26 protein-coding genes and 1 tRNA gene are annotated in these 25,743 nt (G+C 40.2%); 22 read left to right on the top strand and 5 right to left on the bottom strand.

Translation table 11 applies throughout. From position 1 onward, the window contains the following. Positions 1 to 99 precede the first annotated feature (99 nt). From AC1EU2_RS07805 to AC1EU2_RS07755, 11 genes are read left to right on the top strand one after another with little or no spacing between them, the layout of a single operon-like run. Positions 100 to 729: a histidine phosphatase family protein gene (locus AC1EU2_RS07805; RefSeq protein ID WP_480297593.1), complete on the top strand. Its 630-nt coding sequence runs from the start codon at positions 100 to 102 to the stop codon at positions 727 to 729. A 19-nt stretch (positions 730 to 748) separates the two neighbouring features. After that, on the top strand, positions 749 to 1,567 hold the full coding sequence (locus AC1EU2_RS07800; RefSeq protein ID WP_480297592.1) for an ABC transporter ATP-binding protein: 819 nt from the start codon (positions 749 to 751) through the stop codon (positions 1,565 to 1,567). Then, positions 1,564 to 2,613, top strand: coding sequence for a FecCD family ABC transporter permease (locus AC1EU2_RS07795; protein ID WP_480297591.1), 1,050 nt, complete (start codon positions 1,564 to 1,566; stop codon positions 2,611 to 2,613). The genes AC1EU2_RS07800 and AC1EU2_RS07795 overlap by 4 nt, the downstream gene beginning before the upstream one ends. 1 nt (position 2,614) lies before the next feature. After that, the gene (gene cobT / locus AC1EU2_RS07790; protein ID WP_480297589.1) at positions 2,615 to 3,649 is read left to right on the top strand and encodes a nicotinate-nucleotide--dimethylbenzimidazole phosphoribosyltransferase; all 1,035 of its coding nucleotides are present in this window, start codon (positions 2,615 to 2,617) and stop codon (positions 3,647 to 3,649) included. 7 nt (positions 3,650 to 3,656) lie between these two features. Next, positions 3,657 to 4,439: an adenosylcobinamide-GDP ribazoletransferase gene (locus AC1EU2_RS07785; protein ID WP_480297588.1), complete on the top strand. Its 783-nt coding sequence runs from the start codon at positions 3,657 to 3,659 to the stop codon at positions 4,437 to 4,439. Next, a complete protein-coding gene (gene cobU, locus AC1EU2_RS07780; RefSeq protein WP_480297587.1) occupies positions 4,436 to 4,963 on the top strand; it encodes a bifunctional adenosylcobinamide kinase/adenosylcobinamide-phosphate guanylyltransferase in 528 nt (175 codons plus the stop codon). Before AC1EU2_RS07785 ends, cobU begins: the two co-directional genes overlap by 4 nt. A 7-nt stretch (positions 4,964 to 4,970) precedes the next feature. Then, entirely contained in the window at positions 4,971 to 6,437 is a 1,467-nt protein-coding gene (locus tag AC1EU2_RS07775; RefSeq protein ID WP_480297640.1) for a cobyric acid synthase, read from the top strand. Between the two features lie 26 nt (positions 6,438 to 6,463). After that, complete coding sequence (locus AC1EU2_RS07770) at positions 6,464 to 7,279, top strand: methyltransferase domain-containing protein (protein ID WP_480297586.1); 816 nt, start codon at positions 6,464 to 6,466, stop codon at positions 7,277 to 7,279. Continuing rightward, a complete protein-coding gene (gene cobO / locus AC1EU2_RS07765; protein ID WP_480297585.1) occupies positions 7,272 to 7,868 on the top strand; it encodes a cob(I)yrinic acid a,c-diamide adenosyltransferase in 597 nt (198 codons plus the stop codon). Before AC1EU2_RS07770 ends, cobO begins: the two co-directional genes overlap by 8 nt. After that, positions 7,868 to 8,734 carry a cobalamin-binding protein gene (locus AC1EU2_RS07760; protein WP_480297584.1) on the top strand — a complete coding sequence of 289 codons (867 nt, stop codon included), beginning with the start codon at positions 7,868 to 7,870 and terminating at the stop codon, positions 8,732 to 8,734. The genes cobO and AC1EU2_RS07760 overlap by 1 nt, the downstream gene beginning before the upstream one ends. Continuing rightward, positions 8,731 to 9,114, top strand: coding sequence for an MAPEG family protein (locus AC1EU2_RS07755; RefSeq protein ID WP_480297582.1), 384 nt, complete (start codon positions 8,731 to 8,733; stop codon positions 9,112 to 9,114). The genes AC1EU2_RS07760 and AC1EU2_RS07755 overlap by 4 nt, the downstream gene beginning before the upstream one ends. A gap of 40 nt (positions 9,115 to 9,154) precedes the next feature. On the opposite strand, the gene AC1EU2_RS07750 is transcribed toward AC1EU2_RS07755, so the two are convergent. Next, a complete protein-coding gene (locus tag AC1EU2_RS07750; RefSeq protein ID WP_480297580.1) occupies positions 9,155 to 9,745 on the bottom strand; it encodes a hypothetical protein in 591 nt (196 codons plus the stop codon). 960 nt (positions 9,746 to 10,705) lie between these two features. Between AC1EU2_RS07750 and AC1EU2_RS07745 the strand changes: the two genes are divergently transcribed. The 7 genes from AC1EU2_RS07745 to AC1EU2_RS07715 are packed head-to-tail and all read left to right on the top strand — an operon-like array spanning position 10,706 to position 18,222. Beyond that, the gene (locus AC1EU2_RS07745; RefSeq protein WP_480297578.1) at positions 10,706 to 11,971 is read left to right on the top strand and encodes an efflux RND transporter periplasmic adaptor subunit; all 1,266 of its coding nucleotides are present in this window, start codon (positions 10,706 to 10,708) and stop codon (positions 11,969 to 11,971) included. Positions 11,972 to 11,993: 22 nt separating this feature from the next. Next, entirely contained in the window at positions 11,994 to 12,176 is a 183-nt protein-coding gene (locus tag AC1EU2_RS07740) for a hypothetical protein (RefSeq protein ID WP_480297576.1), read from the top strand. A 15-nt stretch (positions 12,177 to 12,191) separates the two neighbouring features. After that, entirely contained in the window at positions 12,192 to 12,926 is a 735-nt protein-coding gene (locus tag AC1EU2_RS07735) for an ABC transporter ATP-binding protein (protein ID WP_480297574.1), read from the top strand. 10 nt (positions 12,927 to 12,936) lie between these two features. Continuing rightward, complete coding sequence (locus AC1EU2_RS07730; RefSeq protein ID WP_480297573.1) at positions 12,937 to 14,247, top strand: ABC transporter permease; 1,311 nt, start codon at positions 12,937 to 12,939, stop codon at positions 14,245 to 14,247. Positions 14,248 to 14,260: 13 nt separating this feature from the next. After that, positions 14,261 to 15,478 (top strand): ABC transporter permease, encoded by a 1,218-nt coding sequence (locus AC1EU2_RS07725; protein ID WP_480297571.1) that lies wholly within the window; start codon positions 14,261 to 14,263, stop codon positions 15,476 to 15,478. 60 nt (positions 15,479 to 15,538) lie between these two features. After that, positions 15,539 to 16,879: a sigma-54-dependent transcriptional regulator gene (locus AC1EU2_RS07720; RefSeq protein ID WP_480297570.1), complete on the top strand. Its 1,341-nt coding sequence runs from the start codon at positions 15,539 to 15,541 to the stop codon at positions 16,877 to 16,879. Then, positions 16,879 to 18,222, top strand: a complete 1,344-nt coding sequence (locus AC1EU2_RS07715; RefSeq protein WP_480297569.1) for a sensor histidine kinase — start codon at positions 16,879 to 16,881, stop codon at positions 18,220 to 18,222. The genes AC1EU2_RS07720 and AC1EU2_RS07715 overlap by 1 nt, the downstream gene beginning before the upstream one ends. A gap of 91 nt (positions 18,223 to 18,313) precedes the next feature. Here the strand turns inward: AC1EU2_RS07715 and AC1EU2_RS07710 are convergent, their stop codons facing one another. Next, positions 18,314 to 19,732: a coniferyl aldehyde dehydrogenase gene (locus tag AC1EU2_RS07710; protein ID WP_480297567.1), complete on the bottom strand. Its 1,419-nt coding sequence runs from the start codon at positions 19,730 to 19,732 to the stop codon at positions 18,314 to 18,316. A 154-nt stretch (positions 19,733 to 19,886) separates the two neighbouring features. Here AC1EU2_RS07710 and AC1EU2_RS07705 point away from each other — a divergent pair, with 154 nt between their 5' ends. Beyond that, entirely contained in the window at positions 19,887 to 20,213 is a 327-nt protein-coding gene (locus tag AC1EU2_RS07705; RefSeq protein WP_480297566.1) for a hypothetical protein, read from the top strand. A gap of 4 nt (positions 20,214 to 20,217) precedes the next feature. Here AC1EU2_RS07705 and AC1EU2_RS07700 read toward each other — a convergent pair. From AC1EU2_RS07700 to AC1EU2_RS07690, 3 genes are all read right to left on the bottom strand, one after another. Beyond that, positions 20,218 to 20,293 (bottom strand) — tRNA-Phe (locus tag AC1EU2_RS07700). 109 nt (positions 20,294 to 20,402) lie between these two features. Further along, positions 20,403 to 21,632 (bottom strand): hypothetical protein, encoded by a 1,230-nt coding sequence (locus tag AC1EU2_RS07695; protein ID WP_480297564.1) that lies wholly within the window; start codon positions 21,630 to 21,632, stop codon positions 20,403 to 20,405. Between the two features lie 123 nt (positions 21,633 to 21,755). Next, on the bottom strand, positions 21,756 to 22,514 hold the full coding sequence (locus AC1EU2_RS07690) for an outer membrane protein assembly factor BamD (RefSeq protein ID WP_480297562.1): 759 nt from the start codon (positions 22,512 to 22,514) through the stop codon (positions 21,756 to 21,758). A gap of 179 nt (positions 22,515 to 22,693) precedes the next feature. Between AC1EU2_RS07690 and rluD the strand changes: the two genes are divergently transcribed. The 3 genes from rluD (at position 22,694) to AC1EU2_RS07675 (ending at position 25,724) form a co-directional block, all read left to right on the top strand. Then, complete coding sequence (rluD, locus tag AC1EU2_RS07685) at positions 22,694 to 23,665, top strand: 23S rRNA pseudouridine(1911/1915/1917) synthase RluD (RefSeq protein WP_480297561.1); 972 nt, start codon at positions 22,694 to 22,696, stop codon at positions 23,663 to 23,665. A 15-nt stretch (positions 23,666 to 23,680) separates the two neighbouring features. Then, on the top strand, positions 23,681 to 24,397 hold the full coding sequence (gene pgeF / locus AC1EU2_RS07680) for a peptidoglycan editing factor PgeF (RefSeq protein ID WP_480297559.1): 717 nt from the start codon (positions 23,681 to 23,683) through the stop codon (positions 24,395 to 24,397). 124 nt (positions 24,398 to 24,521) lie between these two features. Continuing rightward, entirely contained in the window at positions 24,522 to 25,724 is a 1,203-nt protein-coding gene (locus tag AC1EU2_RS07675; protein WP_480297557.1) for a hypothetical protein, read from the top strand. Positions 25,725 to 25,743 lie beyond the last annotated feature (19 nt).

The raw sequence follows: 25,743 nt of genomic DNA, 5'->3' as shown, positions 1-25,743 counted from the left end.
GTTTTAGGTAGATAATAAAATTAATTTGGATTGTTGATACTATAAATGTTTAGATGCCTATAATTTGAAATACCTTTGAATACTATTTTTGGTAGGTTGATGAAAAACGCAAAGTTGATTTTCTTACGTCACGGTGAATGTGAAGGTGGCCAAATCCTTCGGGGATTGACCAATGTTCTTTTATCTAAGGAAGGTGAACAACAAATGTGGGATGCCGTTTCTCGCTTTGATGTAAATACGCTTTCAGTATATACCTCTCCCTTAAAGCGCTGTTTTTACTTTGCTGAGAAATACGATAACAATGGCATTGTGATGCCATCACTGGCTGAATTCGATTTTGGTGATTGGGACGGTAAAGAGTTCAAAAACATTTTTGAGCAAGAGCCTGAAGCCTTTTCTGCATTCTGGGATGATCCTTGGAAAACACCACCACCAAATGGTGAGCCGATGGAAGTCTTCGAAATGAGAGTAACAGGTGCAATCACCCAAATCATTGATGATTTACTTGCCAATACCGAAGCTGTTGATGAAGAAAAGCATCCTACTGCATTGGTGATCACTCACGCAGGTGTTATTCGTCAGGCCATCGCATTAGCGCTTAGTTTAGGTAAAGGGCACAGCCTATTTCGAGAGTTTGATTTACCTTATGCCGCCGTTGTTGAAATCAATGTGATTGAAGATGATCACGGTCGACGCCATTTAAGGTTACAATGGCCAAAATCACATTAATTCTAGTTAGATAGCCACATTGAATAACACCGCACTTAGCGTCAGTAATCTTAATTGGTCGATTGATGGTAATCAGATATTGTCTGATGTCGGCTTTGAGCTTGCTGAAAAACAGATGCTTGGCTTAATTGGGCCAAATGGCTCTGGTAAATCGAGTTTATTGCGCTGTCTTTACGGATTTATCAAAGCTGATAACGGCTTAATTCAACTTTTTGGAAAACCATTCGCTGAGTATTCTGCTAATGAAATTGCTAAGTATGTCGCAGTGGTGCAACAAGATACCCCGAGTTTTTTGGATATCACAACTGAACAATTGGTGATGCTAGGGCTCACTCCGCATAAGTCTTTATTATCAATGACTACCGCAGAGGACCATCAAAAAGTGAGTTCTGCGCTAGCCAAAGTTGAGTTAAGCCATAAAGCAAAGCAGAATTTTAAATCATTATCTGGCGGTGAAAAGCAGAGAGCTTTAATTGCCCGAGCGATCGTACAACAACCCAAATTATTGATTTTAGATGAACCAACTAATCACCTCGATATCCGTTATCAAATCCAGCTCTTAGAGCTAGTAAAAAGCCTAAATATCACAGTAATGGCTTCGATTCATGATCTTAATCTCGCTAGCAGCTTGTGTGATAATTTGTTGATGTTAGAAAGCGGACAAGTCTCTGCATTTGGAACTCCTAAACAGGTGTTAACTGAAAAAAGAATTGCAGACGTGTTTGGTGTGTGTAGTGAAGTGACTGAACACCCTCAAAATGGACGCCCACTGATCCAATACTTTTATGGGTACACACCAAAGGAAAGTGTTCAAGTTTATGTCGAGGGAGTGTCATGACTTCAACAACCACTTCCTCAGTGACTAAGGTGTCAACGGCCCGCACCCCTTTGTTCATTAGTTCTATTTTGTTATTGGTGAGTATTGTTTTCTCTTTGGGGTTTGGTGCGGCTGATGTCTCGTTTTCTCAAGCGCTTAATGCTTTAGTAAATGCCTTTAATAGCAGTCATCAAGTTAGCATCATTGATCGGATCATCATCGAATTACGATTGCCCAGAGTCTTATTAGCAGTATTGGCAGGTAGCGGATTAGCGATTGCAGGACATGCATTACAAACTGTATTAAGGAACCCACTAGCTGATCCATTTTTATTTGGTATCAGCTCAGGCGCTTCACTTGGCGCCATTTCATATTTGACCTTATTTAGCAGTCAAGTTGCTGTATTAAGTAGTTTTGGTCACATGGGGCTTTCAATGGCAGCCTTTATTGGTGCTAGTTTATCAGTGATGATTGTGATTGCGCTCTCTGGTAGAGGGATAGCGCAGCAAGCTGAAAGAATGTTGTTGGCTGGTGTGGCGGTATCATTCATGTTTGGTGCACTAAGCAGTTTGATGTTGTATTTTGCAGATCCTCGTGCTGCGGCAGCTGTGCTATTTTGGAGCTTAGGGAGCTTTACAAAAGCCTCTTGGGATAACCTGACAATGCCATTTATTATCGTTGCGTTGTGTTTTATTTGCCTATGGCTATTCAGACGTTTAACGGCGGCTCTGCAGTTAGGGGATGAGACTGCACATACGCTTGGAATCAATGTCGCTAAAGTCAGGCTAGGCATTTTACTTGTATGCAGTTTACTCACCGCCACGTTAGTTGCGGCTTGTGGTGGTATTGGTTTTGTTGGGTTAATGATCCCGCACACAGTAAGAATGCTTTTCCCAAATCAATCGCCACTGTTTTTAACCGCTCTTTTAGGGGCGTGCTTTATGGTTTGGGTGGATGTTTTGGCTCGAACTTTACTCGCTAACCAAGAATTACCCGTGGGAATAATTACTGCCGCTATTGGTAGTGTGTTTTTTATTTTTCTGCTTTCAAGGCAAAAAAGGTCTTAAATTGTACAATATTTCTAAGCCATCTGCGGATAACGATTCGCTTATTCAGCATCAAATAGATCATAAAACGAAGCCACTCGGAGCGCTCGGGCAGCTTGAAAACACAGCTTTTCAATTGGTCAGAGTATTAGGGAAGCAAGCTAAAAAGCTAAACCCTCAAGTTATTATTTTTGCTGCTGAACATGGTATCGCCGACTTTGGTGTTTCTATCGCACCGAGTGCGGTCACTCAACAAATGGTGATGAATTTTGCAGCTGGTGGCGCAGCGATTAATGTATTTTGTAAGCAGCATCAGTACCCACTTCAGGTCGTAGATTGTGGATTAAGAATCGAGCTTAATGATGTTCCTAATTTAAAAAATCAAAGGCTAGGAAATGGTACATATCCGTTTCACCAGCACTCTGCCATGTCTCTTGAACAAGTTAACCAAGGTTTTAGAGAGGCTAAAGCCCTTATTCATTCTTATATTCAACAAGGTAAGAACATCTTCGCTTTTGGTGAAATGGGAATAGGTAACACCAGTAGCGCTTCGGCTTTAATGGCTGCACTACTTAATCTTCCGGTGAAAGAAACGGTCGGTTCAGGTACAGGCATCGATGCCAAAGCTTTAACTAAAAAAGTGGAGCTTATTGAGCAAGCCATAGTATTACATAAAGGGCAGCTTGATGGCCCCCTATCTCAACTTGCTTGTTTAGGTGGCTATGAAATTGTGCAGTTGGTGGGTGCCATCCTGGCCGTTGCCGAACAAGGTAAGCTGATCGTAGTTGATGGTTTTATTGTTACAGTTGCAGCCTTGTTCGCTTATCGAATTGCACCAAACAGTCGTGAATACATGATTTTTGCTCACAAGTCACAAGAGCAAGCTCATGATGTATTACTGAATGAACTTTCCGCTATTCCTTTGTTAGATATAGGATTACGTTTGGGCGAGGGCACTGGTGCCGTATTAGCATTACCGCTAATAGAGTCGGCACAGGCGTTTTATCATCAAATGGCGAGCTTTGAAGAGGCACAAGTCGATAATGTCATCGAGTAAACCACCAATGAAAAAGAATTGGCATCTACAGTTGGATTTATTCTTTATTGCTTTGGGCTTTTTTTCTCGGATCCCGATGCCATCTTGGGTCGAAGTTGATGCAACAAAATTAAATCAAGCAAGCCGTTATTTCGGTTTGGTGGGGTTAGTGATTGGTACCCTGACATCTTGTGTGTTTTGGTGTGCGCAACTTTATTTACCGCCGAGTATTGCGGTTATTCTATCGATGGTTACCAGTGTGATCATTACCGGCGCTTTTCATGAAGATGGATTAGCGGATACCGCCGATGGCTTTGGCGGTGGTTGGAAGCCCGACGATAAACTGAAAATCATGAAAGACTCTCGCCTTGGGAGTTACGGCGCATTAGCGCTCATTTTAGTTGTTGGCTTAAAGTGGCAGTTGCTGGTCGAACTCGCACTTTATGATCCGAACTATGCTGTTATCGCTATTATCGCCAGCCACGGTTTAAGTCGTGTACTTGCAGCCAGTATTATTTTTACCGAAGACTATGTTCGTGAGTCTGATGACTCTAAATCAAAGCCTTTGGCAAATGAGCAAAGTTTAAATGAACTGCTTATTTTAATGACTACAGGGTTAGTGATTCTCTTCACTCTCGATGGTTTTACGGCCATTTGTTTATTGGTGTTATTATCGATTACTCGCTTTCTTACCGTGTTATGGTTCCGTAAACAGATTGGTGGTTATACCGGTGACACATTAGGTGCAGCACAACAAATCAGTGAGATCGTCATTTATACCGCATTATTATTGCTAGGAGCGCATGGATGATTCATTTGGTCATTGGAGGTGCAAGAAGCGGGAAAAGTCGTTATGCAGAGACATTAACGGCTGGTTATTGCAACGTTGATAAGCCAATTTACATTGCTACTGCACAAGCAAAAGACGATGAAATGTTGCTACGAATTGAACACCATCAATCTCAGCGCAATGACTCTCAACTGGATTGGCAGGTTATTGAGTGCCCGCTTGAACTCTCATTATCACTTAATCGCCTACCTGAACGTGCAGTGATTCTCATTGATTGTTTAACCCTATTGTTAACCAATGAGCTCATCAATAATGAAACTCTTTGGCAGCAAAGAAAAACTGAGCTGTTGAGCTTTTTATCACAAACAGAGCAAACCATTGTATTGGTTTCAAACGAAGTTGGTAGCGGTATTGTGCCCCTAGGGGAGCTATCCAGAAAATTTGTAGATGAAGCTGGTTGGTTGAATCAAGCTGTTGCTGCCATGGCTGATAAGGTCACTTTAGTTATTGCTGGGTTGCCAATGGAGTTAAAAGGTGGTCGCTAAAACGCTGATGGTACAAGGGACAACGTCTGATGCAGGAAAGAGCACTTTAGTCGCAGGCCTTTGCAGACTCTTTACGAGGCAAGGCCGTAATGTTGCACCGTTTAAACCCCAAAATATGGCGCTGAACAGTGCGGTGACTGAAGATGGTGGAGAAATTGGTCGTGCTCAAGCACTGCAAGCTGTTGCGGCTAATCAGGCATTAAGAACTGATTTCAACCCGATTCTATTGAAGCCAAGTTCAGATCAACGAGCGCAAGTAATTGTTCATGGCAAAGCTCTCACTTCACTTGAAGCGACTGACTTTTGGGGCAAACAAGGGCTTAGCTATAAAGCCAGAGCAATGAAAGCCGTGCTTGAGTCTTATCAAAGATTAACATCTGAATTTGATTATGTTGTTGTTGAAGGCGCAGGCAGCCCAGCAGAAATTAACCTGAGGGAAGGTGATATTGCGAACATGGGATTTGCTGAAGAAGTAGACTGCCCTGTCATTCTGATTGCTGATATCGATAAAGGCGGGGTGTTTGCACATTTAGTGGGAACGCTCGCACTACTATCTGAATCAGAACAAGCAAGAATAAAAGGTTTTGTGATTAACCGTTTTCGTGGCGACATTAGCTTATTGAAATCCGGTTTAGATTGGCTTGAAGAATATACGGGTAAACCAGTTTTGGGTGTTTTGCCTTATCTTGAAGGGTTACATTTAGATGCAGAAGACGCCATTCCACAACATCAAATTCAGAAACAGCAAACCAAGCTTAAAATCGTAGTGATCGTTTTACCAAGGATCAGCAATCACACTGATTTCGAGCCATTACGGTTACATCCAGAAGTTGAATTCAGTTATGTTCGATTATCCGATAGCTCTGAAGTAATAAATGCAGATGTGATTATTCTTCCTGGAAGTAAAAATGTGATTGAAGATTTAAGGGCTTTGAAGCGTTCTGAGTGGCATGAGGCAATTCAAAGACATTTGCGTTACGGTGGCAAACTGATTGGAATTTGCGGTGGATATCAAATGCTCGGACAAGTTATTGCTGATCCATATGGTGTAGAGGGAAGTATAACTAACGAAGTTGGCTTGGGATATTTACCTGTTACTACAACGCTGAATTCTGAGAAGCACCTTAAGAATGTCACAGGAAACTTGGTAATAGGACAACAAAAGATTGCTGTTCAAGGGTATGAAATCCATTGCGGAGAATCGACATATACAGAATTTTGTCAGCATTCCATCGAGTTAGAGCACCCAAGTGGTAATGTATTTGATGGTGTGATTTCTGATGATAAACAAATTTTAGCGACCTATTTGCACGGCTTATTTGATGCGCCAGATTGCCTAAAAGCCATTTTAGAATGGGCTGGATTAACGTCGGATAAAACTGTCGATATAGATGAAATCCGAGAGCAGCAAATTGAACGGTTAGCAGATGCTTGCGAACAATATATTGATATCGCAAAGGTGTGTGAATTTTAGCGAATCAGTATAATAGTGGAGATGATATGACTCAGGTTTATACTTTCGGTTACAGTCCAGCGGCCATTACTTTACTTGAACATCGTAGTGTTAAAAATGAAGCTGATATTTTTCTTAGCCACCTTACTCCTTCAATGACATTATTGGATGTAGGCTGTGGGCCAGGAAATCTTACCTTAGAATTTGCAGAAAGGTTACATCAGGGTAAAGTATCAGGCGTTGATATCTCCGAAACACAAATAAAGCTTGCTAATGAAAAAGCCAAAATGGGGAACATTAACAATTGTGATTTTCAAGTGGCTAGTATCTTTAGCTTACCATTTGAGGATAACAGTTTTGATGCAATTTGGTGTGCAAACGTATTGCTCAACTTTAAAGAGCAAACTCAAATCAGAAACGAGTTCAAACGTATTTTAAAACCTAACGGCATTCTAGGTTTACTAGAGCAACATTCTGAAGCTAATTTATATTATCCAAAAAATTCAGCGTATGAATTTTTCTATCAAAGCCTCAATCGTGCACTGGAATTTAATGGTGGAGATCCGGATGTGGGTAAACGCTTACCAGAAATATATTCACAAGATGGTTTCGTGATTCAAGAAGCCGCGGCTGTATGCAAGATTGGTTCTCCAGAACACAGAAAAACATTTGGTAAATTTGTCGCTACTTTATGGGCCGAAGCTGAATTTCCAAAGCTTGCCGTTGAACAGGGTTGGCTTTCTAACGAAAAATATCAACGCTTAGCAGAAGCATTAAAAATTGAAGCAACGAAAAGTTCACATTTTTGTGGAAGAGCGGTAGTAAAAATCGTTGCAAAAATAGAAAAGGGGAATCATGTCTGAACAAGATAATAAACATAAGCAACGTCAACAAAAGCTCAAAGAGTCTGTAGATGCAAGAATCGAAGCTGCCCAAGAAGAGAAAGGCATTCTTTTGGTATTAACGGGTAACGGTAAAGGCAAGTCTACTTCTGGGTTTGGCACGGTAGCCAGAGCCGTTGGTCATGGAAAAAAAGCAGCTGTAGTTCAATTTATCAAAGGCACTTGGGAATGCGGCGAACGTAATTTACTCGAAAAAGTTGGCGTTGATTTTTATGTCATGGGAACCGGATTCACGTGGGAAACTCAAGATAAAGAAAAAGACATTGCCGCAGCAACTGAAGCATGGGAATCGGCAGAAAAACTGCTGGCTGATGACTCCATTGATTGTGTGATGCTTGATGAATTGACTTACATGGTGAGTTATCACTACTTGGATGTTGAGCGAGTGGTTAAAGCGCTTAATAATCGCCCTGAAATGCAACATGTCATTATTACGGGGCGAGCTTGTCACCGTAAATTAATTGATTTGGCGGACACCGTAAGTGAAGTTAAGCCGATTAAACATGCGTTCGAAGCAGGCATAAAAGCACAAGTAGGATTTGATTACTGATGAAAAGATTAAAGGGACTTATCTTCTGTTTTATTTTTGCTTTTTTCACGACAAACTCTATAGCTTGGGCTGAGCCTGCAAAGCGAATTATTGCGCTATCTCCCCATGCCGTTGAACAATTATTTGCTATTGGTGCAGGTAACTCAATCATTGCAGCAGTCGATCATGCAGACTTTCCAGAGCAAGCCAAAAAAATTCCATCGATTGGGGGTTACCATGGTATTCAAATTGAACGAGTGCTTGAGTTAAACCCTGATCTCATCGTAGTTTGGGGAAAAGGTAATAAACCTGATGACATCAATCGCTTGAAAAAGTTGGGTTTTACTCTCTATGACAGTAGTCCATCTTCACTTAATGATGTTGCAAATGATCTATTAGAGCTGGGTAAGTTGACTGGCCATGTACAGCAAGCTCAAGCCGTGGCTATGGAGTATCAGGCTCAACTTGCTCAAATTAGAAATGAAAATGCCGGCAAACCCAAAGTAAAAGTTTTTTATCAATTATGGTCAAACCCATTAATGACTGTAGCGAAAAACAGTTGGATTCAGCAGTTGATCTCTGTTTGTAATGGTGACAATGTATTTTATTCTGCAAGCAGTGATTATCCGCAGGTCAGTATCGAAAACGTGCTTTTGGCTGATCCACAAGTTATTCTGCAAAGTAAAGATAAAGGCAATATTCAAGGAATAGATTGGAGCAAATGGCCAAACATTACGGCAGTTAAAAACAAGAAAATTTATCAATTGAATGCAGATTTATTACATCGTCCAACTACAAGAGCAATTGAAGGCGTTAAATTGGTCTGCAGTGTATTAGATAAGGTGAGAAAGAATACATTCATTAAAAATAACAAGGATTCAAAATGACTACCCTACTAATATGTTTATTTATCAGTTTAATACTGCCATATCTTGCAAAAGCCCCCGTAGCCTTTGCTATGGCGAAGCTGGGGAAGTATGACAATCATCACCCAAGAGCTCAGCAGGCAGAATTAAAAGGTTTTGGTGCCCGAGCATTAGCTGCACATCAAAATGCATTTGAGTCATTAATCGTTTTTTCAGTTGCAGCATTAACGGCTATTTCGACCGACAATGTTAACGATACGGTGGTTACTTTAGCAATGGTTCACGTTGGTGCTCGCATTGTATATCACCTTCTTTATTTACTTGATTATGCATCGTTAAGATCACTATCATGGTTTATTGCGATTGGTTCAGCAGTTGGAATTTTTTTGCAGACGCTATAGTCGAAAAAGGGAGATAAACTCTCCCTTATAATGCTCAAAGCTATTTCATATTAAATGTCACATACTTGTTTTTACATCTAAAATTATATGTGCTCCAAATCGGTTGCATGTCGTCGTCACTAATTACTGCTGTTTTAATGATTACTTTTGAGTGAGTCGCTCCGACTTCCAGGAATCTAATTACGTTTAACTCTTTTGCATCAGAAGTGTAAACAAGGCTGTCATTACTAAAGTGATAGACATCTCTAGGAATACCATTAGTATCTAGTCGCATTTTTGAACCATCAGATGTAGAAAAGAAAGCGCTTCGGAAGCTAACATTATAAGGACTTTCATCGCCAAACAACCTGCAGTGACCTAAGTCAGCGTTGAGACTTCCATGGTATCCCATCTCAAGTCCTTTAAAGGCGGTGAGTTTATGAGCTGGAAGTATAGGTATTTGGTGTCCAGCTTTTGGTGGCAAAATTGGTGCAGCTGGAACTGCTGGTATTGGTTTCGCTGGTTGTAGTTTATGTGCTGGTATTGTATTTGAACCAAAATTTGACTCAGGTTGGGAGTTTTCAGCTTGAGCTGCGATGGCTGTAGTTGCTAAAGCGATTGTTACAGCTGCGGTGACTATGCGTTTCAACATCATTTATCTCCTTAGAGATTGAAGGGAGACTGTTACTTCTATACCTTAAAATTACTCCTACCCTCAATATTACAATCCATTACTTACCTAACCAAAGTGGTATTAAGTGACAGCCTGATTCGTCATTTTTAATACAATCATGCACAGAGCAGAAAGTACTTTATGTAATAAGATATAATATTGATTAAACATGTGGGGTAGATTTAAAGAACAATAATTGATTTAACATTAGGGTCTGTTGATCTTTCGTGATTGTTTTTGCAGCAATAAATTGGTTATTTTATGCAAGGCGGCGCTTGTGCGGTTTGGTTATTACCGACATATAAAACTGTCGTTACTTCGTTTCCAAATAAACAAGCGATAACGCAGTACTTTTTATTTTGAAAGGGCGACCAATTTTTGCTTTCTCTTTTTTCGATGCTTTTTAGCGTTCACTGTTCTGTGTTGTGACCAGCTCACTTAGATGACTAAGCTTCACTGCTCACGCCTTGAACAGGTAAACGCTAAAATAGCACAAAATTTAATCCTGAAAGGTCAACAGACCCTAGCTTGAATGAGTTACTTATATTAACGATGCTCTCATTACTATGGTAATAAGCTTCTCGACGGTTTCTTTCAGGTTCAAATTCAACCTTTGAGTTTTTGCAATCAAGAAGGTGTGCTCAAAAAACGATCGGTAATATCTTTGTCACTAAAATATATCTGGCACTAAAAATATCATGGCATGAGTTGATCATGAAGTTAATGACTGAGTGGATACTTTAGTTTTTCTTGCTTAACTTTAATTAATTTATCTTGTGTGGACACTTTAATCGTTCGGACACTTTTCAGTGTCCACGGACACTGACCGAATTCAATTATAAATTCACTTCACATGTAATATGTTGTTTTTATTACACATTTAATGTTGGCATGTCTTCTGCTTTTCTAGATGTATATACGATAAATTGGATAGCAAAAATGATAAAGGACACAAGCGGGCAGGATGTAACAATTCAGCCGAAGACTACGACTCAATATAAAAAGCCATTAATAGTTACCAGTATTTTCTTTATTATCAGCTTGATCGCTTGGTTTATCTTTAGTGGTGAATCAGCATCTAAGTCAGTTCAACAATCCGATTTACGTTTATCTACCGTAACCCGTGGCACATTAATCAGAGATATTGCAGCGACAGGTAAAATTGTTGCTGCTAACGCTCCAGTTTTGTACTCAACCGAAGAGGGTATCGTTACCCTTGAGAAGAGCCCAGGTGACTCAGTGTCCAAGGGTGAGATTCTTGCCATTATAAAAAGCCCTAACCTGCAAAGTCGTTTACAACAACAGCAAGCATTGCTTGCAGGTATGCAAAGCGAATTAGAGCGTGCAAAACTGGATGCAAGGCGTGATCAACTCACTGCAAATCGCAGTCTAGATATGGCAAAAGTTGAACTGTCCGCAGCGGACAGAGAGAGTCGCCGCAGTGATTTACTGATTGAAGACAATCTTATTTCTAAAATTGATTTTGAGAAAAGTAAGGACGACTTAGAAAAAGCAAAACTGTCTCATGCTCATGCGGAAAAAGAAGCTGAACTGATGGAAGACCGTTTGGCTTTTGAGGTTAAAAATAAAACTTTAGAAGTGGATAGACAGGCGCTAGTCGTTTCAGAACTCGAACGTCAGCTTGCAGATCTTGAAATAAAAGCGCCTGTTGACGGCATTATTGGTAACTGGTTAGTAGAACAAAAGGCACGTATTGCAGCTAGCCAGCCAGTATTGACGGTTGTTGACCTAAGTGCTTTCGAAGCTGAGCTTTCGGTTTCTGAATCTTATGCCGATGAGCTTGGTTTAGGCATGGATGTTGAGCTTAATATTGCGGGCAGCAAAATGATGGGTAAGTTGTCGTCCATTTCTCCTGAAGTGCGTAATCGTGAAGTTACAACCCGTGTCCGATTCGACCACAATCAAGCCATTAAACTTCGTCAAAATCAGCGTCTGTCAGCTCGAGTGTTATTAGAGAACCGTCCAAATGTATTGATGGTCAAGAAAGGCGCATTTATCAATTCAACGGGTGGGCGTTACACCTACAAAGTTGAAGACGAGTTAGCGAAACAAATTCCAATCAAATTAGGTGCTCGTAGCATGAGCCACATCGAAGTGATGTCAGGCGCTAAAGAAGGTGATGTATGGATAGTGTCCGATTTAGAAAGTTTCAAAAACGCTGAAACACTTCGTGTCAGACAGTAAAGCATACCCAAAGGATATTGTTATGAAAGAGAAGCTTATTAGTCTTATTGCACTCGGAGTACTTGCTTTAGCTCTTGATTCAGCACTTCCAGACTTTAACAACTGGTTTGCCTTTGGGGCGAATGCCGTAGAACTTACTGAGCTAGTCAGTGAAACCACAAGTTTGAATGTTTTTGTTTACTCAATTATCGAATTTATATTTTAAAGAAAGGATACCCCTATGTTGTCAATGAAGAAAATCAACAAAGTATTTAAAACGGATTTAGTAGAAACTCATGCATTGAGAGAGTTTGACCTACATGTTAAAGAGGGCGAATTTGTGTCGGTCACAGGGCCGTCCGGTTCAGGTAAAACCACCTTTCTAAATATTGCAGGTTTACTAGAGTCGTTTACTGATGGCGAGTTTTTGCTGGACGGCATTGATGTTGCCAAACTGAACGATAATAAACTGGCAAAAATTCGTAACGAGAAAATTGGTTTTATTTTCCAAGGGTTTAATCTCATCCCTGATCTTAATCTAGCTGAAAATGTAGAAGTGCCATTGAGGTATCGCGGTGTGAGTAGTGCAGAGCGTAAACAACGAGTGAATGATGCACTCGAAAAAGTCGGCTTAGCCTCCCGCCAGAAACATCTTCCATCACAACTTTCTGGTGGACAACAACAACGTGTCGCTATTGCAAGGGCGCTAGCGGGGAATCCTCGTTTCCTTCTGGCTGATGAACCAACAGGTAATTTAGACAGTTTAATGGCTCGTCAAGTGATGGAGCTCTTGGAAGAAATTAACCAGCAAGGAACTACCATCATAATGGTAACGCACGATCCTGAGTTAGCTCGCCGTGCTCAGCGCAATATTCAAATTGTGGATGGACAAGTGTGTGATTTCACCATGTATCAGCCACATGCTGAAGCGGTTGCAGAAGAAAAAAATGATGCATTAGAAGAAGCAACGGCTTAAGGAGCAGAGCATGTTTTTACATTATTTAGACTTAGCATGGCGAAGCATACGCAAAACCCCAGGGTTATCTCTATTGATGATCTTCGCTATTGCCATTGGTATTGGTATCACTATTACCACATTAAACGTTTACAAAATGATGGCGCATAACCCTGCAGGAGAAAAAAGCACTCAATTACTGAGAGTTCAACTTTGGAGCCAAGGGCCTAACTCTTGGGAAAAGATACCGCCGCTTTTGGCTTATCAAGATATTCAGAACTTAAGGAACATTAAGCCTCAAGTGAGGCAAACCGCCATGCATGGTACTGGTGGCGTGGTGCAAACCGATGATCCTAAGCAAGATGCATTTATGCAAAGTATTCGCTCAGTAGATCGTGATTTTTTTGAAATGTTTGAGGTGCCATTCCTCTATGGTACTACATGGAATGCTGATGTAGATGTTAATGCGGCTTATCACGTTGTTATCGCAGATGAATTAAATCAAAAATTATTTGGCGGTGGCGATAATGTCGGTAAGACGGTCTATGTGAATAAAAAACCTTATCAAATCGTCGGAATCATTGGTGATTGGAATCCGCAGCCTAAGTACTATGATGTCAGCAATGGTGCATTTAATGATGCGGAGCTCATGTTTATGCCGTTCTCATTATTGCCGGTTGAAGAGCAAGATACCTGGGGCAACACCAATGGCTGGAAATACGAAAAGCTAGATACGTTTCAAGACAGAATCAACTCAGAAAAAACATGGACTATGTTTTGGGCGGAACTCAATACGCCTGAGCAAGTTGAAGAATACAAAAGGCAGCTTGTTGGTTATGTAGAACAACAAAAAGCATTAGGCCGATTCACTGATGATAAAACGCCAGAGGAATCAGTGAGACTTTCAAACGTTGAAGAGTGGTTAGAGTTAAGGCAAGTAGTTGAAGAGGATAATAAAATCTTAGTCGGTCTTGGTTTTCTATTCCTTTCGGTATGTCTGGTTAACATTCTAGGTTTGTTACTGACCAAATTCTTAAAGCGAGCACCTGAAGTAGGCGTCCGTAGAGCTATTGGTGCTGGTCGCAGACAAATATTCAGTCAATATATGGTTGAAGTTGGTGTCATTGGGCTCTTTGGTGGTGCAATAGGTCTGCTGTTGGCATGGGGTTCACTTATAGTGCTTGGCGATAAGTTTGGCACCGACGCAGCGTTAACTCAATTAGATAACAGTATGTGGATAATTACCCCTGTTATTGCGGTTGGTACGGCATTATTAGCGGGCATTTATCCTGCTTGGGTAGTGTGTCGAACAAAACCTAGTGTATATCTGAAGAGCCAATAAGGAGGGCGCCGATATGTTACATATTAAACCGATTATAAGCAGTTTATTACGCAGTAAGAGTGGTCCTGTTTTATTGTTCATTCAGATGGTGCTTTCAGTAGCGATCATTGCTAATGCGAGTTTTATCATCAATGAAAGATTGAAATTGATGAGCCGTGAATCTGGCATCGATGAAGCTCAGGTTTTAGCTTTTCGAGTGAATAATTTCGATGATGCAATGGACCCTATTGTGCAAAACAAACGTGACATGCAGTTAATGCGTGATTTACCAAACGTCATCAGTGTCACCTCAACCAATATGTTTCCACTCAGTGGCGGAGGTTGGTCTACTGGACTGCTTGACAAGCCTGATCCTGATGCCGAAGGAGTAAGGCGTACACCGCAATCTGCACAGTATATGGCTGGTCCTGATTTTGTAAAAACTCTTGGATTAAAAGTAATTGAAGGTCGTGATTTTTACCCTGAAGAAGTTTTGAATGATCGTTACTCAACCAGCTTAAAAGTGCTCGTTACCAAAACGATTGCCGATGCATTTTGGGACGGAGAATCAGCGGTAGGCAAGATTTTATACCACGGGAACGAAAACCCAATTGAGGTAATTGGTGTCGTTGATAAGTTACAAGGTGCTTGGGTGCATTCTGATCAGCTAAATAACAGCATTTTGTTTAATCAGGATTATGCCAGTATGAATAGCAATGGTATGTATATGGTACGTGCAAATTCAGCAGACATTCCTGAACTTAAACAGCAAATTAAAGATGTATTGCTAGCAGAAAACCCTGAGCGTGTATTTCCAAACTTTACGACGATTAAAGAGTATAGGGAGAGGTCTTATCAAAATGATGCCTTAATGGTCAGTATTCTAACAATCGTAATTGCATTGTTATTACTGGTAAGTGCCTTAGGTTTGTCAGGTATGGTGATGTTTAATGTTCAACGTCGTACTAAGCAAATAGGTACACGCCGAGCGTTAGGAGCGAGAAAAATTGATATCATCAACCAGTTCCTTATTGAAAACTATCTAATTTGTTTGTCGGCAGGGATATTAGGTGGTTTGTTAGCGGTTCAACTTGGGCGCCAATTGATGAAGCATTATGATCTACCAATGTTGGATATTAGTTATGCATTTGCTACAGTGTTTGGATTATTTATCGTAACCACGATTGCAGTACTTCTGCCTGCGAGAAAAGCGGCAAGTATTTCACCTGCAACTGCAACTCGAAGCGTATAAGTTTTATATTCGGTGCTGGCGTCCGCCAGCGCCAAATCGCAAAGGAAAAATCATAAACACATGGATAATGTACTGGTTGTCGACGATAACGTTGCAATTTGCCAAGCATTAGCGTTAATGCTTGAACTCAATGGTTATCATGCCCTTTATTGTCATACAGAATCAGATGCAAAAGACATTGTTGCACAGCAAGATATTTCTCTTGTGATTCAAGATATGAACTTCAGCGCTGACACCACATCAGGTACTGAAGGCAAGCGTTTGTTCTTTGCTCTTCGAGAAACCCAGCCAGATTTACCTATCATTTTGATCACCGCATGGACTCAACTAGAAATGGCGGTCGAGTTAGTGAAACAAGGCCGTGCAGATTATATGTCTAAGCCTTGGGATGATGATAAGCTACTGACTAGTATTGGTAATTTGATTTCTTTGCATAAGTTGACTCAATCAAATAAGAAGTTAGTGAAAGCAGAAACTGAACGCAATGTTGCTATTGCTGATGCTGATTTATGCGGTTTGGTTTATGCCAGTGGCACCATGCAACGGACAGTAGATCTTACATTGCAACTAGCCAATTCAGATGTATCCGTTTTAGTGACAGGCCCCAATGGTGCAGGTAAAGATAAAATTGCCGATATCCTCCATGCGAACTCTCCACTCAAAGGTAAGCCGCTTATAAAAGTGAATATTGGTGCACTACCCAGTGAGCTAATGGAGGCCGAGTTATTTGGTGCAGAAGCGGGGGCGTTTACTGGGGCAACAAAAGCCCGAGTTGGTCGTTTTGAAGCCGCCAATGGTGGGACGCTGTTTCTTGATGAAATCGGTAATTTGCCGCTATCAGGCCAAGTAAAATTATTGCGAGTACTGCAAACAGGTGAATATGAGCGTTTAGGCAGTAGCCAAACTCATAAATGCAACGTGAGAGTGATCAGTGCTACCAATGCTGATTTAAAAGCAGATATTACTGAAGGGACGTTCAGGGAAGATTTATATTATCGACTCAATGTTATTGAGCTCAAAGTGCCTGCGCTTTGCGACAGAGTAGATGATATTGTGCCATTAACTCAGCACTTTATTGGCCCTGAGTTCAGTCTGTCAAAAACGACTCAAAAAGCACTAACTTCATATTTATGGCCAGGTAATGTTCGTGAATTACAAAATGCATGTAAACGTGCAGTGTTGTTAGCAAGGGAGAATAAATTAACCGCAGTAGACTTTGGGTTATCAGATGCCGTTGACGAGATCAGAGTCTCAGCGCCAAATAATGACGATATCAGTAAAGATGAGATAGTTGCTGCGATGAAAGCGCATGATGGTGTCATTGCCAGAGTCGCAAAATCTGTTGGTTTAAGTCGTCAAGCACTATATCGCCGTCTGGATAAGTTTGGGATCGCTCGCTAATGTTGTCTTTCAAACAAAAACTTTCTCTCAACACCGGCCTTTGTGTTGGCCTGAGTGCTGTAGCTATCTACTTCATACTAAACTGGAGTCAACAACCCGAAACATGGTGGCAAACTGCCAAAGAGTGGCTCGGATTTGACGTAGTTTGGTTGTGTATCGCACTCATTACGATGGGTTCTGTCAATATTGTTAGTTGGTTAAATAAAGGTCTTACGGACAGTTTACAAGCCATTGAAGTTGGATTGCTTAACTTCAAAGATAATGACTTTAGCGTGAGTTTACCGAAAACCAAACAATCAGAAATCAGCCATCTGGTTGAGCTTTTCAATGATGTGTCTGAGATCCTGCGAGAAGAGAAGCAATACATATATCAGCGTGAATTACTGCTCGATAAAGTAATTCAAAGCTCACCGAATGTTATGCTGCTGTTTAACCCAAAACAACAGATCATTTACGCTAACGATGCTGCACGACACTTGTTTAATGACGGCAAACATATTGCCGGGCGCTTTTTACCAGAATTACTCAACAATATTGATGAAGAGTTAGCGGATAACATAAAAAACAAGCGTGAAGGCTTGTTTACTTCAGCTGGTGGACAATCAGAAAGCTGGCATATCAGTTGCGGTACTTTTGCACTCAATAATCAGAAACATGATTTACTGCTTATTAAGCAAATGACCAAAGAACTGAATCGACAAGAAGTTGCGGTCTGGAAAAAAGTAATTCGGTTGATCAGCCACGAGTTAAATAATTCATTAGCGCCAATTTCATCAATGGTGAATTCAGGAAGAAAATTAACAAAAGACACGTCTTCTCCACAGTTGGAGTTAATTTTTAATACGATTGAAAGTCGTTGTGATCATTTGAATCAATTTATTTTTAACTATGCACGATTTGCGAAATTACCATTACCGCAAAAGTCTTCCGTCAGTTGGGAAATAATAACGCAGCAACTGGCACAACATTATCCATTTTCATTAGATGGAGAGTTACCCTCACAACCGGGCTTTTTTGATCATATCCAATTAGAGCAAGTACTGTTGAACTTATTGAAAAATGCTCACGAGTCAGGCTCTGAAGTTGAAAACATCTCTATGAAAGTCGCTTCAATCACGCTAAAAGGTAAGCTTGGTTGTTTAATTGAAGTCAGTGATAAAGGTATGGGGATGTCTGCTGAAGTGATGCAACAAGCATTACTCCCTTTCTACTCAACGAAACAGACAGGAACAGGGCTTGGTTTGCCACTTTGTCGTGAGATCATTGAAGCCCACGATGGCCAGATTAGCTTGCATCATCGGCAGCCTGCCGGGCTTACGGTACAAGTTTGGCTGCCAAGATAATGCTGATTTAACCTGAGTCTTTGCGTGGACGAACAAAGCCATTGATTACTGATGATGTTCACGTAAAGACTCAGGTTAGCTCAATGTGGAGTTATCTTAAAAAGAACTTGAAAAGAAACTGTTGGATTTTGGTACCGTAAGGCGGGTGGATAAATTTGCCTGCATCAAACCAGCCTTTTTTTAGAACCGTTTTAGCATGACTGAATGTTTGAAAGCCTTCAAAACCATGATAGTGACCCATACCTGATGGCCCAATTCCACCAAAAGGTGCATCATCGGCTGCAACATGCATTACAGTATCATTGATGCAAACACCACCAGAATGTGTGTTTGACAGTATATTTTGTTGGGTTGAATTCTCAAAACTCATGATATAAAGCGCAAGTGGTCTTGGGTGGTCGTTGATATAACTGATCGCCTCGTCCAGTTGGTCATAACCTACGATTGGTAAAATAGGTCCAAAGATTTCTTCTTGCATTACTTTCATATCATCGGTGGTATTGAGGATAAGCTGAGTGGCAAACTTTTTCTGCTCACCAATGTCTTCGCCTGAAGCAGAAATGATTTTGGCACTTTTAGATTTAGCATCATCAAGCAAGCTTTTTAAACGGTCAAATTGGCGTTGATTGATGATAGCGCCATAATCGTTATTACCCTCGACTTTCTGATACATACTCTGAAATTTAGCTTTATACGCAGCAACGAAGTCGTCGATTTTGTTATTAGGACAAAGTACATAATCTGGAGAAACGCAAATTTGCCCAGCATTTAAACATTTGCCATAAATTAAACGTTCGACAGCTGTTGCGATATCAATATCGCCAGCTATCACCACGGGAGATTTTCCGCCAAGCTCAAGCGTAACAGGGGTTAAGTTTTCGGAAGCCGCTTTCATAACGTGCTTGCCAACGCCTGTAGAACCAGTGAACATTAAGTGATGGAATGGAAGAGAAGAAAACGTTGCGGCCACTTCAGCTTCACCTTCAATAATAACGACTTCGTCTTCAGAAAAAACATCATTGAGCATCAATTTTATTGCTGCGTTCGTATTTGGCGTAAACTCTGACAGCTTTAACATCACTTTATTGCCAGCAGCGACAGCAGTCGCAAGGGGAGCAAGCGCAAGCATAATAGGGAAGTTCCAAGGCACGATGACACCAATAACGCCTTTGGGTTGATAGTAAACTTTCAAACTTGCAGGTGCTAATGCCATACCCACATGACGTCGTTGTGGTTTCATCCACTTCTTTAGGCGTTTTAATGTGTAATTGATGTGGTTAATGCTTGGGAGAATATCACCAATAATGGTGTCGTCTCTTGAACGTCCATTATAGTCGGCATCAACTGCAGAGATAAGTTTGTCTTGGTGCTTCAAGATGGCTTGTTTTAATCTTGTTAGACTGTCACTGCGTGATTGCTGTTCAGGATAAGGATTGCGATCAAAGTGGGTACAAAGAGTGGTAAAAGCCTTTTGTAGGTGAGCTTTTTGTTGTTCAATATTCTCGCTCATTAGATGTCCTTGTCATTATCTTTTATCATTATTAGCACTTTAATCTATCATACTTTCAGTGTCGCAGTTATTCGTTAACGAATAACTTAAAAAGGCTATGTTATTCTGAAAAGACCTTAGCTAATTTGATAAAGATTTAATGAGAGGACTAAATATGAAGTTCAATCATATCGGTATTCCAACAACGGATAACTTTGAAGGCGAGATTGATTTAGCGCATTTAAAGATGACGGTTTCAGACCATCAAAATAATCCTTTTGGGATCCAGTGGCAACGATATTGGCAAGATGCACCTTATCCAGAATTGGTAAAAACTGTCCCACATGTGGCATTTGTTGTTAATGATTTGTCTGTAGCAATAAAAGATCAGAAAGTGATCATAAAACCTAATTCGCCAAGTGAAGATCTCATGGTTGCTTTCATTGAAGTTAACGGTGCACCAGTTGAGCTTATGGAATATAAAAATAAGGAAAAGAATTAAGAAGTGGTGCCCGAACCCGGAATCGAACCAGGGACACGAGGATTTTCAATCCTCTGCTCTACCGACTGAGCTATTCGGGCAACGGCGGCAATTAAACGGGTTTTCAGCATTAGAGTCAATAGTTTTTTTTATTTATCTAGAAAACTTAGTGTGTTTGGTGAAAAAAAAGGCTCTCATCAAGTTATTCTGTTAAGGAGAGATCAATGGCTCGATATAAGGCTTCATCAAATTAGGTTTTCGACACGCCTTAAAGTTTTCCTTTGTTACCTGTTTTAAATGCTCTGGTGTTATATCGTGCGAATTATATTGTAACTCTAACTTAGGGAAGTAGTTTGCACCTAACCTCAGATATTTTCTAACTCCAGGTCTCGAAGCTGGAACCCAGCCAAAAGTGTCTCTAGGTATTTTCGCACAAGGTTTTAAATAGATTAATATTGCATTTTCGTGTGTCAGAGAAATTCCTGTAAAAGGACATTTATGATGGAAGCCTTCTGTGATATCAGCTGAGACAAAATTCATATTCGAGTCAGCGCATGGAATTTTATTGTACATATAGTCGACGAGTGCTTTTACTCTTCTATCAGAACCTTCAGAGGCCAATAACTTACCTATGTTTGTCTTAATTTTACCAAAGGCTGTTGCTGGTGCTTCAGTCGTTTCATTATTTAGTGTTAAAAAAACGAATTCATCAGTGATTTCGTCGTTACTATTAGTGGAACTGTTGGCAGTACAACCTTCTTTAAAATTTGTTGCAGAAGGGAGGGAATCAAAATGCTGAACAGGTAGTTTAGCACTACTATTTAAGTCAGTTTCGACTTTAGTTTTGGGCGTAACAACCGTTTCTTGTCGCTCTGTGCTTTCAGCCTCGCCAGTTGTCTTTCCTTGTTCTCTATTAACTAATCCATTGGCAATATCGATTTTAGGCTGAGTATCATCGAAAGCTGAATCACCAAAAAGAGGATTAATAAATTCAACTCCTTTATCTGGGACGGTTACAGCTTGTGACTCAGATGAACTACTTGTTTTTTTTGACTGAATTATCGTGAGGCATTCTTCCTCGAGAACCTCTTTTACGAGCTCACAATTCTTTTTGGTGTAAAGCTTAATTTGATTTGTTCTCTTTTTAATCGTCGATTCAAGCCTATTCTCATATTCTTTCTCTGACTTAAAGTCGTCTTTTTTAGGTAGTTTTAGTAAATTGGGTACTTGCCTATTAATTTCTTTTAAATCAACATGTTGTTCGATGCGCCAATATTCAGAAACAGGAAGTCGAGTTCGGACTTGTTGAAAGCGAAAAGTTTTATTATCGAAAGTAAGAGTTGGATTTGTCGGGTCATCCCATAGCTGTTTTGCTAAAAGTTCTTTAGTGCCTAGATGATTAGGAGTGACTGAAGGAGCTGAAGCAAGCTTCTCTGACATGAGTTAAGTTACAATAAAATTGAATGTGACTTTAGTTTAAATGATGGGATAAGAAAGAGTGGTTAAACTTCATTCATCTTGAGTTTTAAAAAGAAAGCGGAGATAACACTCCGCTTCACTACTCTAATTAACCAAATCATTTTTTGGATAGTTAGCTCTCATAACCATCAAAACATGATCTTTTAGCTTCTTCTGGCCTAGTTCTCCATAGGCTTCAGCCATAATCTCTAACGCTTTCTCAGTTGATGGCGTACCTGAAAATGACTCTAGTACATACTGAGCACGACTAGCCGCTGCGCTCCAAGCATTCATTTTTATATAATACTCAGCAACGTGAATAGAGTAACGAGCAAGGCGATCTTTAATTGATTGCATACGTTGCTTCGCATCTGAAGCATATTTGCTGTTTGGAAATTGCTTAATTAATTTAGAGAAATCCTGGAAAGCATCTTCAGAGTGAGTGGGATCTCTGTCTGTTCTGTCAATGCTTAACAAGTCATGAAACAGGTACTCATCGGCCTGCATATTAACGAGTCCACGCATAAAATAAACATAATCTACGTTTTTATGTGTTGGATTTAAGCGAATAAAACGGTCAATATTGGCCAATGCGTTAGCCGTATCGTCTTGCTTGTAATAAGCAAAAATCAAATCGAGTTGCACTTGAGTTTTATATGCACCGAATGGATAACGAGAGTCTAATGCTTCAAGTAATCGAGTGGCTTTACCGTAGTTACCTAATTCCATTGATGTTCTTGCTTGAGAGTACAAGGATTCAGGTGACGATTTAGGTACATCAAGTCGTTTGTCAGGGCTGCTACTACACGCACTAATGGCTAATGATAACAGGGCTAGGGCAATACCTTTTGAAACTCTATTCATACTTGAATTCAATTCTTTTTAAGTTGTAGTTAAGAATTTTTCCATTTCACGATAAAATGGAGGTTATCCGATTGTAACAGAGATACCGGATTTACTTCAAAGTGTCCAGATAATCATTATCTTGCCAATGATGTACAGGTATCCCAACTTATTGACCCGAAAAGCGGGTTAAGGTTCCTATGGCTCAAGAGATTAATCTAAAAAGTGAGATCAACGCAACTCAATCTGGTTTGAGATTAGATCAAGCGTTAGCAGAATTGTTCCCTGATTACTCACGTACTCGCATAAAAGAATGGATTTTATCTGGCGCAGTAACGATCGATGGCGAAGTGATTGATAAACCAAGAGTGAAAGTGCTTGAAACTCAGAAAGTCGCTGTTGTCACAGAAATTCAGGAAGAAGTTACTGCAGAAGCTCAACAAATTGATTTAGATATCATCTATGAGGATGATGATATTTTAGTGATAAATAAACAAGCTGGCCTAGTGGTTCATCCTGGCGCAGGTAATGCTGATGGCACGCTGATGAATGCTCTTTTGCATCACTGTCCGAACATTGAACATGTGCCAAGAGCAGGTATCGTGCACCGTTTAGATAAAGACACAACAGGTTTAATGATTGTGGCAAAAACGGTTGAAGCACAAACGCACTTGGTTACTTCACTTCAGGCTCGTGAAATTACTCGTGAGTATGAGGCTGTAGCCATTGGTACTATGACAGCTGGTGGTAATGTCGATCAACCGATTGGTCGTCACCAAACTAAACGTACCCATATGGCTGTTGTTCCAAACGGAAAGCCTGCAGTTACTCATTATCGAGTTGCTGAAAAATTTCGTGCACATACTCGCTTACGTTTGCGTTTGGAAACGGGTCGTACTCATCAAATCCGTGTTCATATGGCTTATATCGGTCATATTCTTGTTGGTGATCCTGTGTATGGAGGACGTCCACGTTTACCAAAAGCCGCATCAGCAGAGTTTATTGAAACCTTGAAAGCATTTAAACGCCAAGCTCTGCATGCAGTAAGGCTTGAGTTGTATCATCCAATTACGGGAATGTTGATGTCATGGACTGCGCCCGTACCTGAAGATATGCAGAAACTAACTAAAGCGTTAAGAAAGGACACTGAGCAAAATCCAGCTGACTATTAACGCATAGAGAATATTATGTTTAAACACGATTGGCCTGTACCTAAAAATGTCAATATTGCTTTTACCGACCGTCACGGTGGAATAAGCAAAGCGCCTTATGACAGCCTGAACCTTGGCTTGCATGTTGGTGATCTTGACGCTGACGTATTGGCTAATCGTGCCTCTCTAAAACAACAACTTGATTTACCTGCAGAACCATTCTGGTTAGAACAAGTGCATGGCGTTGATGTTATCGATTTATCCAATGCTCAAGATAACAAAGCTGATGGCAGTTACAGTAATCAAGTCAGTGCAGTTTGTGCAGTGATGACCGCTGATTGTCTTCCTGTATTGTTATGCAATAAAGCCGGAACTGAAGTTGCTGCTTTACATGCTGGCTGGCGTGGGCTATGTAACGGTGTGATTGAGGCGGGTGTTGAAAAGTTTCAATCTAAGGGCTGTGAACTCATGGCTTATCTTGGGCCCGCCATTGGTCCAAATGCTTTTGAGGTTGGAGTAGAAGTTCGAGAAGCCTTTCTTGAACAAAACCCACAAGCTAATGCATATTTCAAATCATCAGGCGAAAAATACTTAGCAGATATTTATGGCTTAGCCATTCAAAGGCTCAATCAACTTGGCATTTTAGAGGTATGTTCAGCAAATGAATGTACTGTTTCTAATTCAAACTACTTCTCTTATCGACGGAATAATAAAACTGGACGTCAGGCATCATTGATTTGGCTTATAGAATGATTTTAAATTATTAACTTTGGTTAAATCTAAAATTAACAATAATTAACTGAACAATGTTCTAAATCCGCATTAGGATACTTCAATCAATGCTTATTCAATGAGTTAGATTATTGAGGTGAATTCTATGCTGAGTGAAGTGAATCCAGCTTTTGCACATTTTGATTTAACTCTCTCCCAAGCTCGTAAAGATAGTATTACTTCTGAGACTGATGCTTCTCCTTTAGTAGGAGAATTAGGTATTAGTATGGTGGAAGATCTGTTTAACAAGCTATCTAATAAAGAAAAAGCTGTCCTATATCCAAAGCTAGATATTGGTTTATATTTAGATTCACCTGAATTGTGTGCTGCAAGAGTGTGGTTAACTGATGAGAGTTCTTCAGAAACTAAAACTCTACGAGATTTATCTCGAGCCTTGTTAGAAGGAGGTCTTAGCCACTTAGCAGTTGAACTGCAAAAAGAATATCCAGCAATTTCTTCAACGGTTGAACTGAAGCAACCTAAAACAGGGAAAAGATTAAATTACGAACGAGTAGTTTCCAAGTTGGATTCAGATGAGATGAATGGTACACATAGTCGATTTCATAATAGAAGGCACAGTTGGTCTCAAGGAACTATAAAAGAACATAAATTAGTGCCAATAGTCAGAGGATTATGTGTTCATTGGGTTGACTCCATTACTGAGGAACCTGAAAGCATAGCTAATGGTACTTTGGTCAATCAAGGTTCGGTACGTAAAACCTCAGCACCCCAATTAAGTCCAACAGAACCTCTAATGCAAGTCTTTAGTGAAACTCAAGAAGCACCAAAATTGCAGGACTCTTTAGCTGAAGAAAATAAGGTCTATTGGATGAAGTTAAAACCAATTAGCTCAGGTGGAAAAAGAATGTTTTGGGCATCGAGAACTCCAGTGAAAGGCGATAATTTTCATCGAATGGATTCTGTAAGAGTACAAAAAGAGTGGAGAGCGTTCCAAGAGAGTAAAGTAAAATGGAATAAACGAATTGATTATTTTGAAAAGGATACGATAGATCAGTTGCTTGAAGAACTTTCCTATCAAAGTGTTCTTAAGTTAACCGAACAGTTAGAGCTATCTTCAGGCCGAAAATTTATTGAACTGGGGAAACAATTATCAATGTTAAGCCTTGAAGAAACCATAGAGCAAAAACAACAACAAGGTATCAAGGCGCATTCCTTTTTTTGTTCTCTTATCATATTGAAAGGAAATTCAGTTACTCCTCAGCAATTGACTGATGCGTTAGTTAAAATCAATGAGCCTATTTTCGTAAAAAGAATGATGACTTTTTATGGGCAAAATCTAAAAAATTAATGTATTTATTTTTTTAAAG

The organism is Parashewanella sp. 2304DJ23-3, assembly GCF_056591695.1.
Note: the sequence above shows the minus strand (reverse complement) of the source record. Positions and strands in the feature narration are given on the sequence as shown.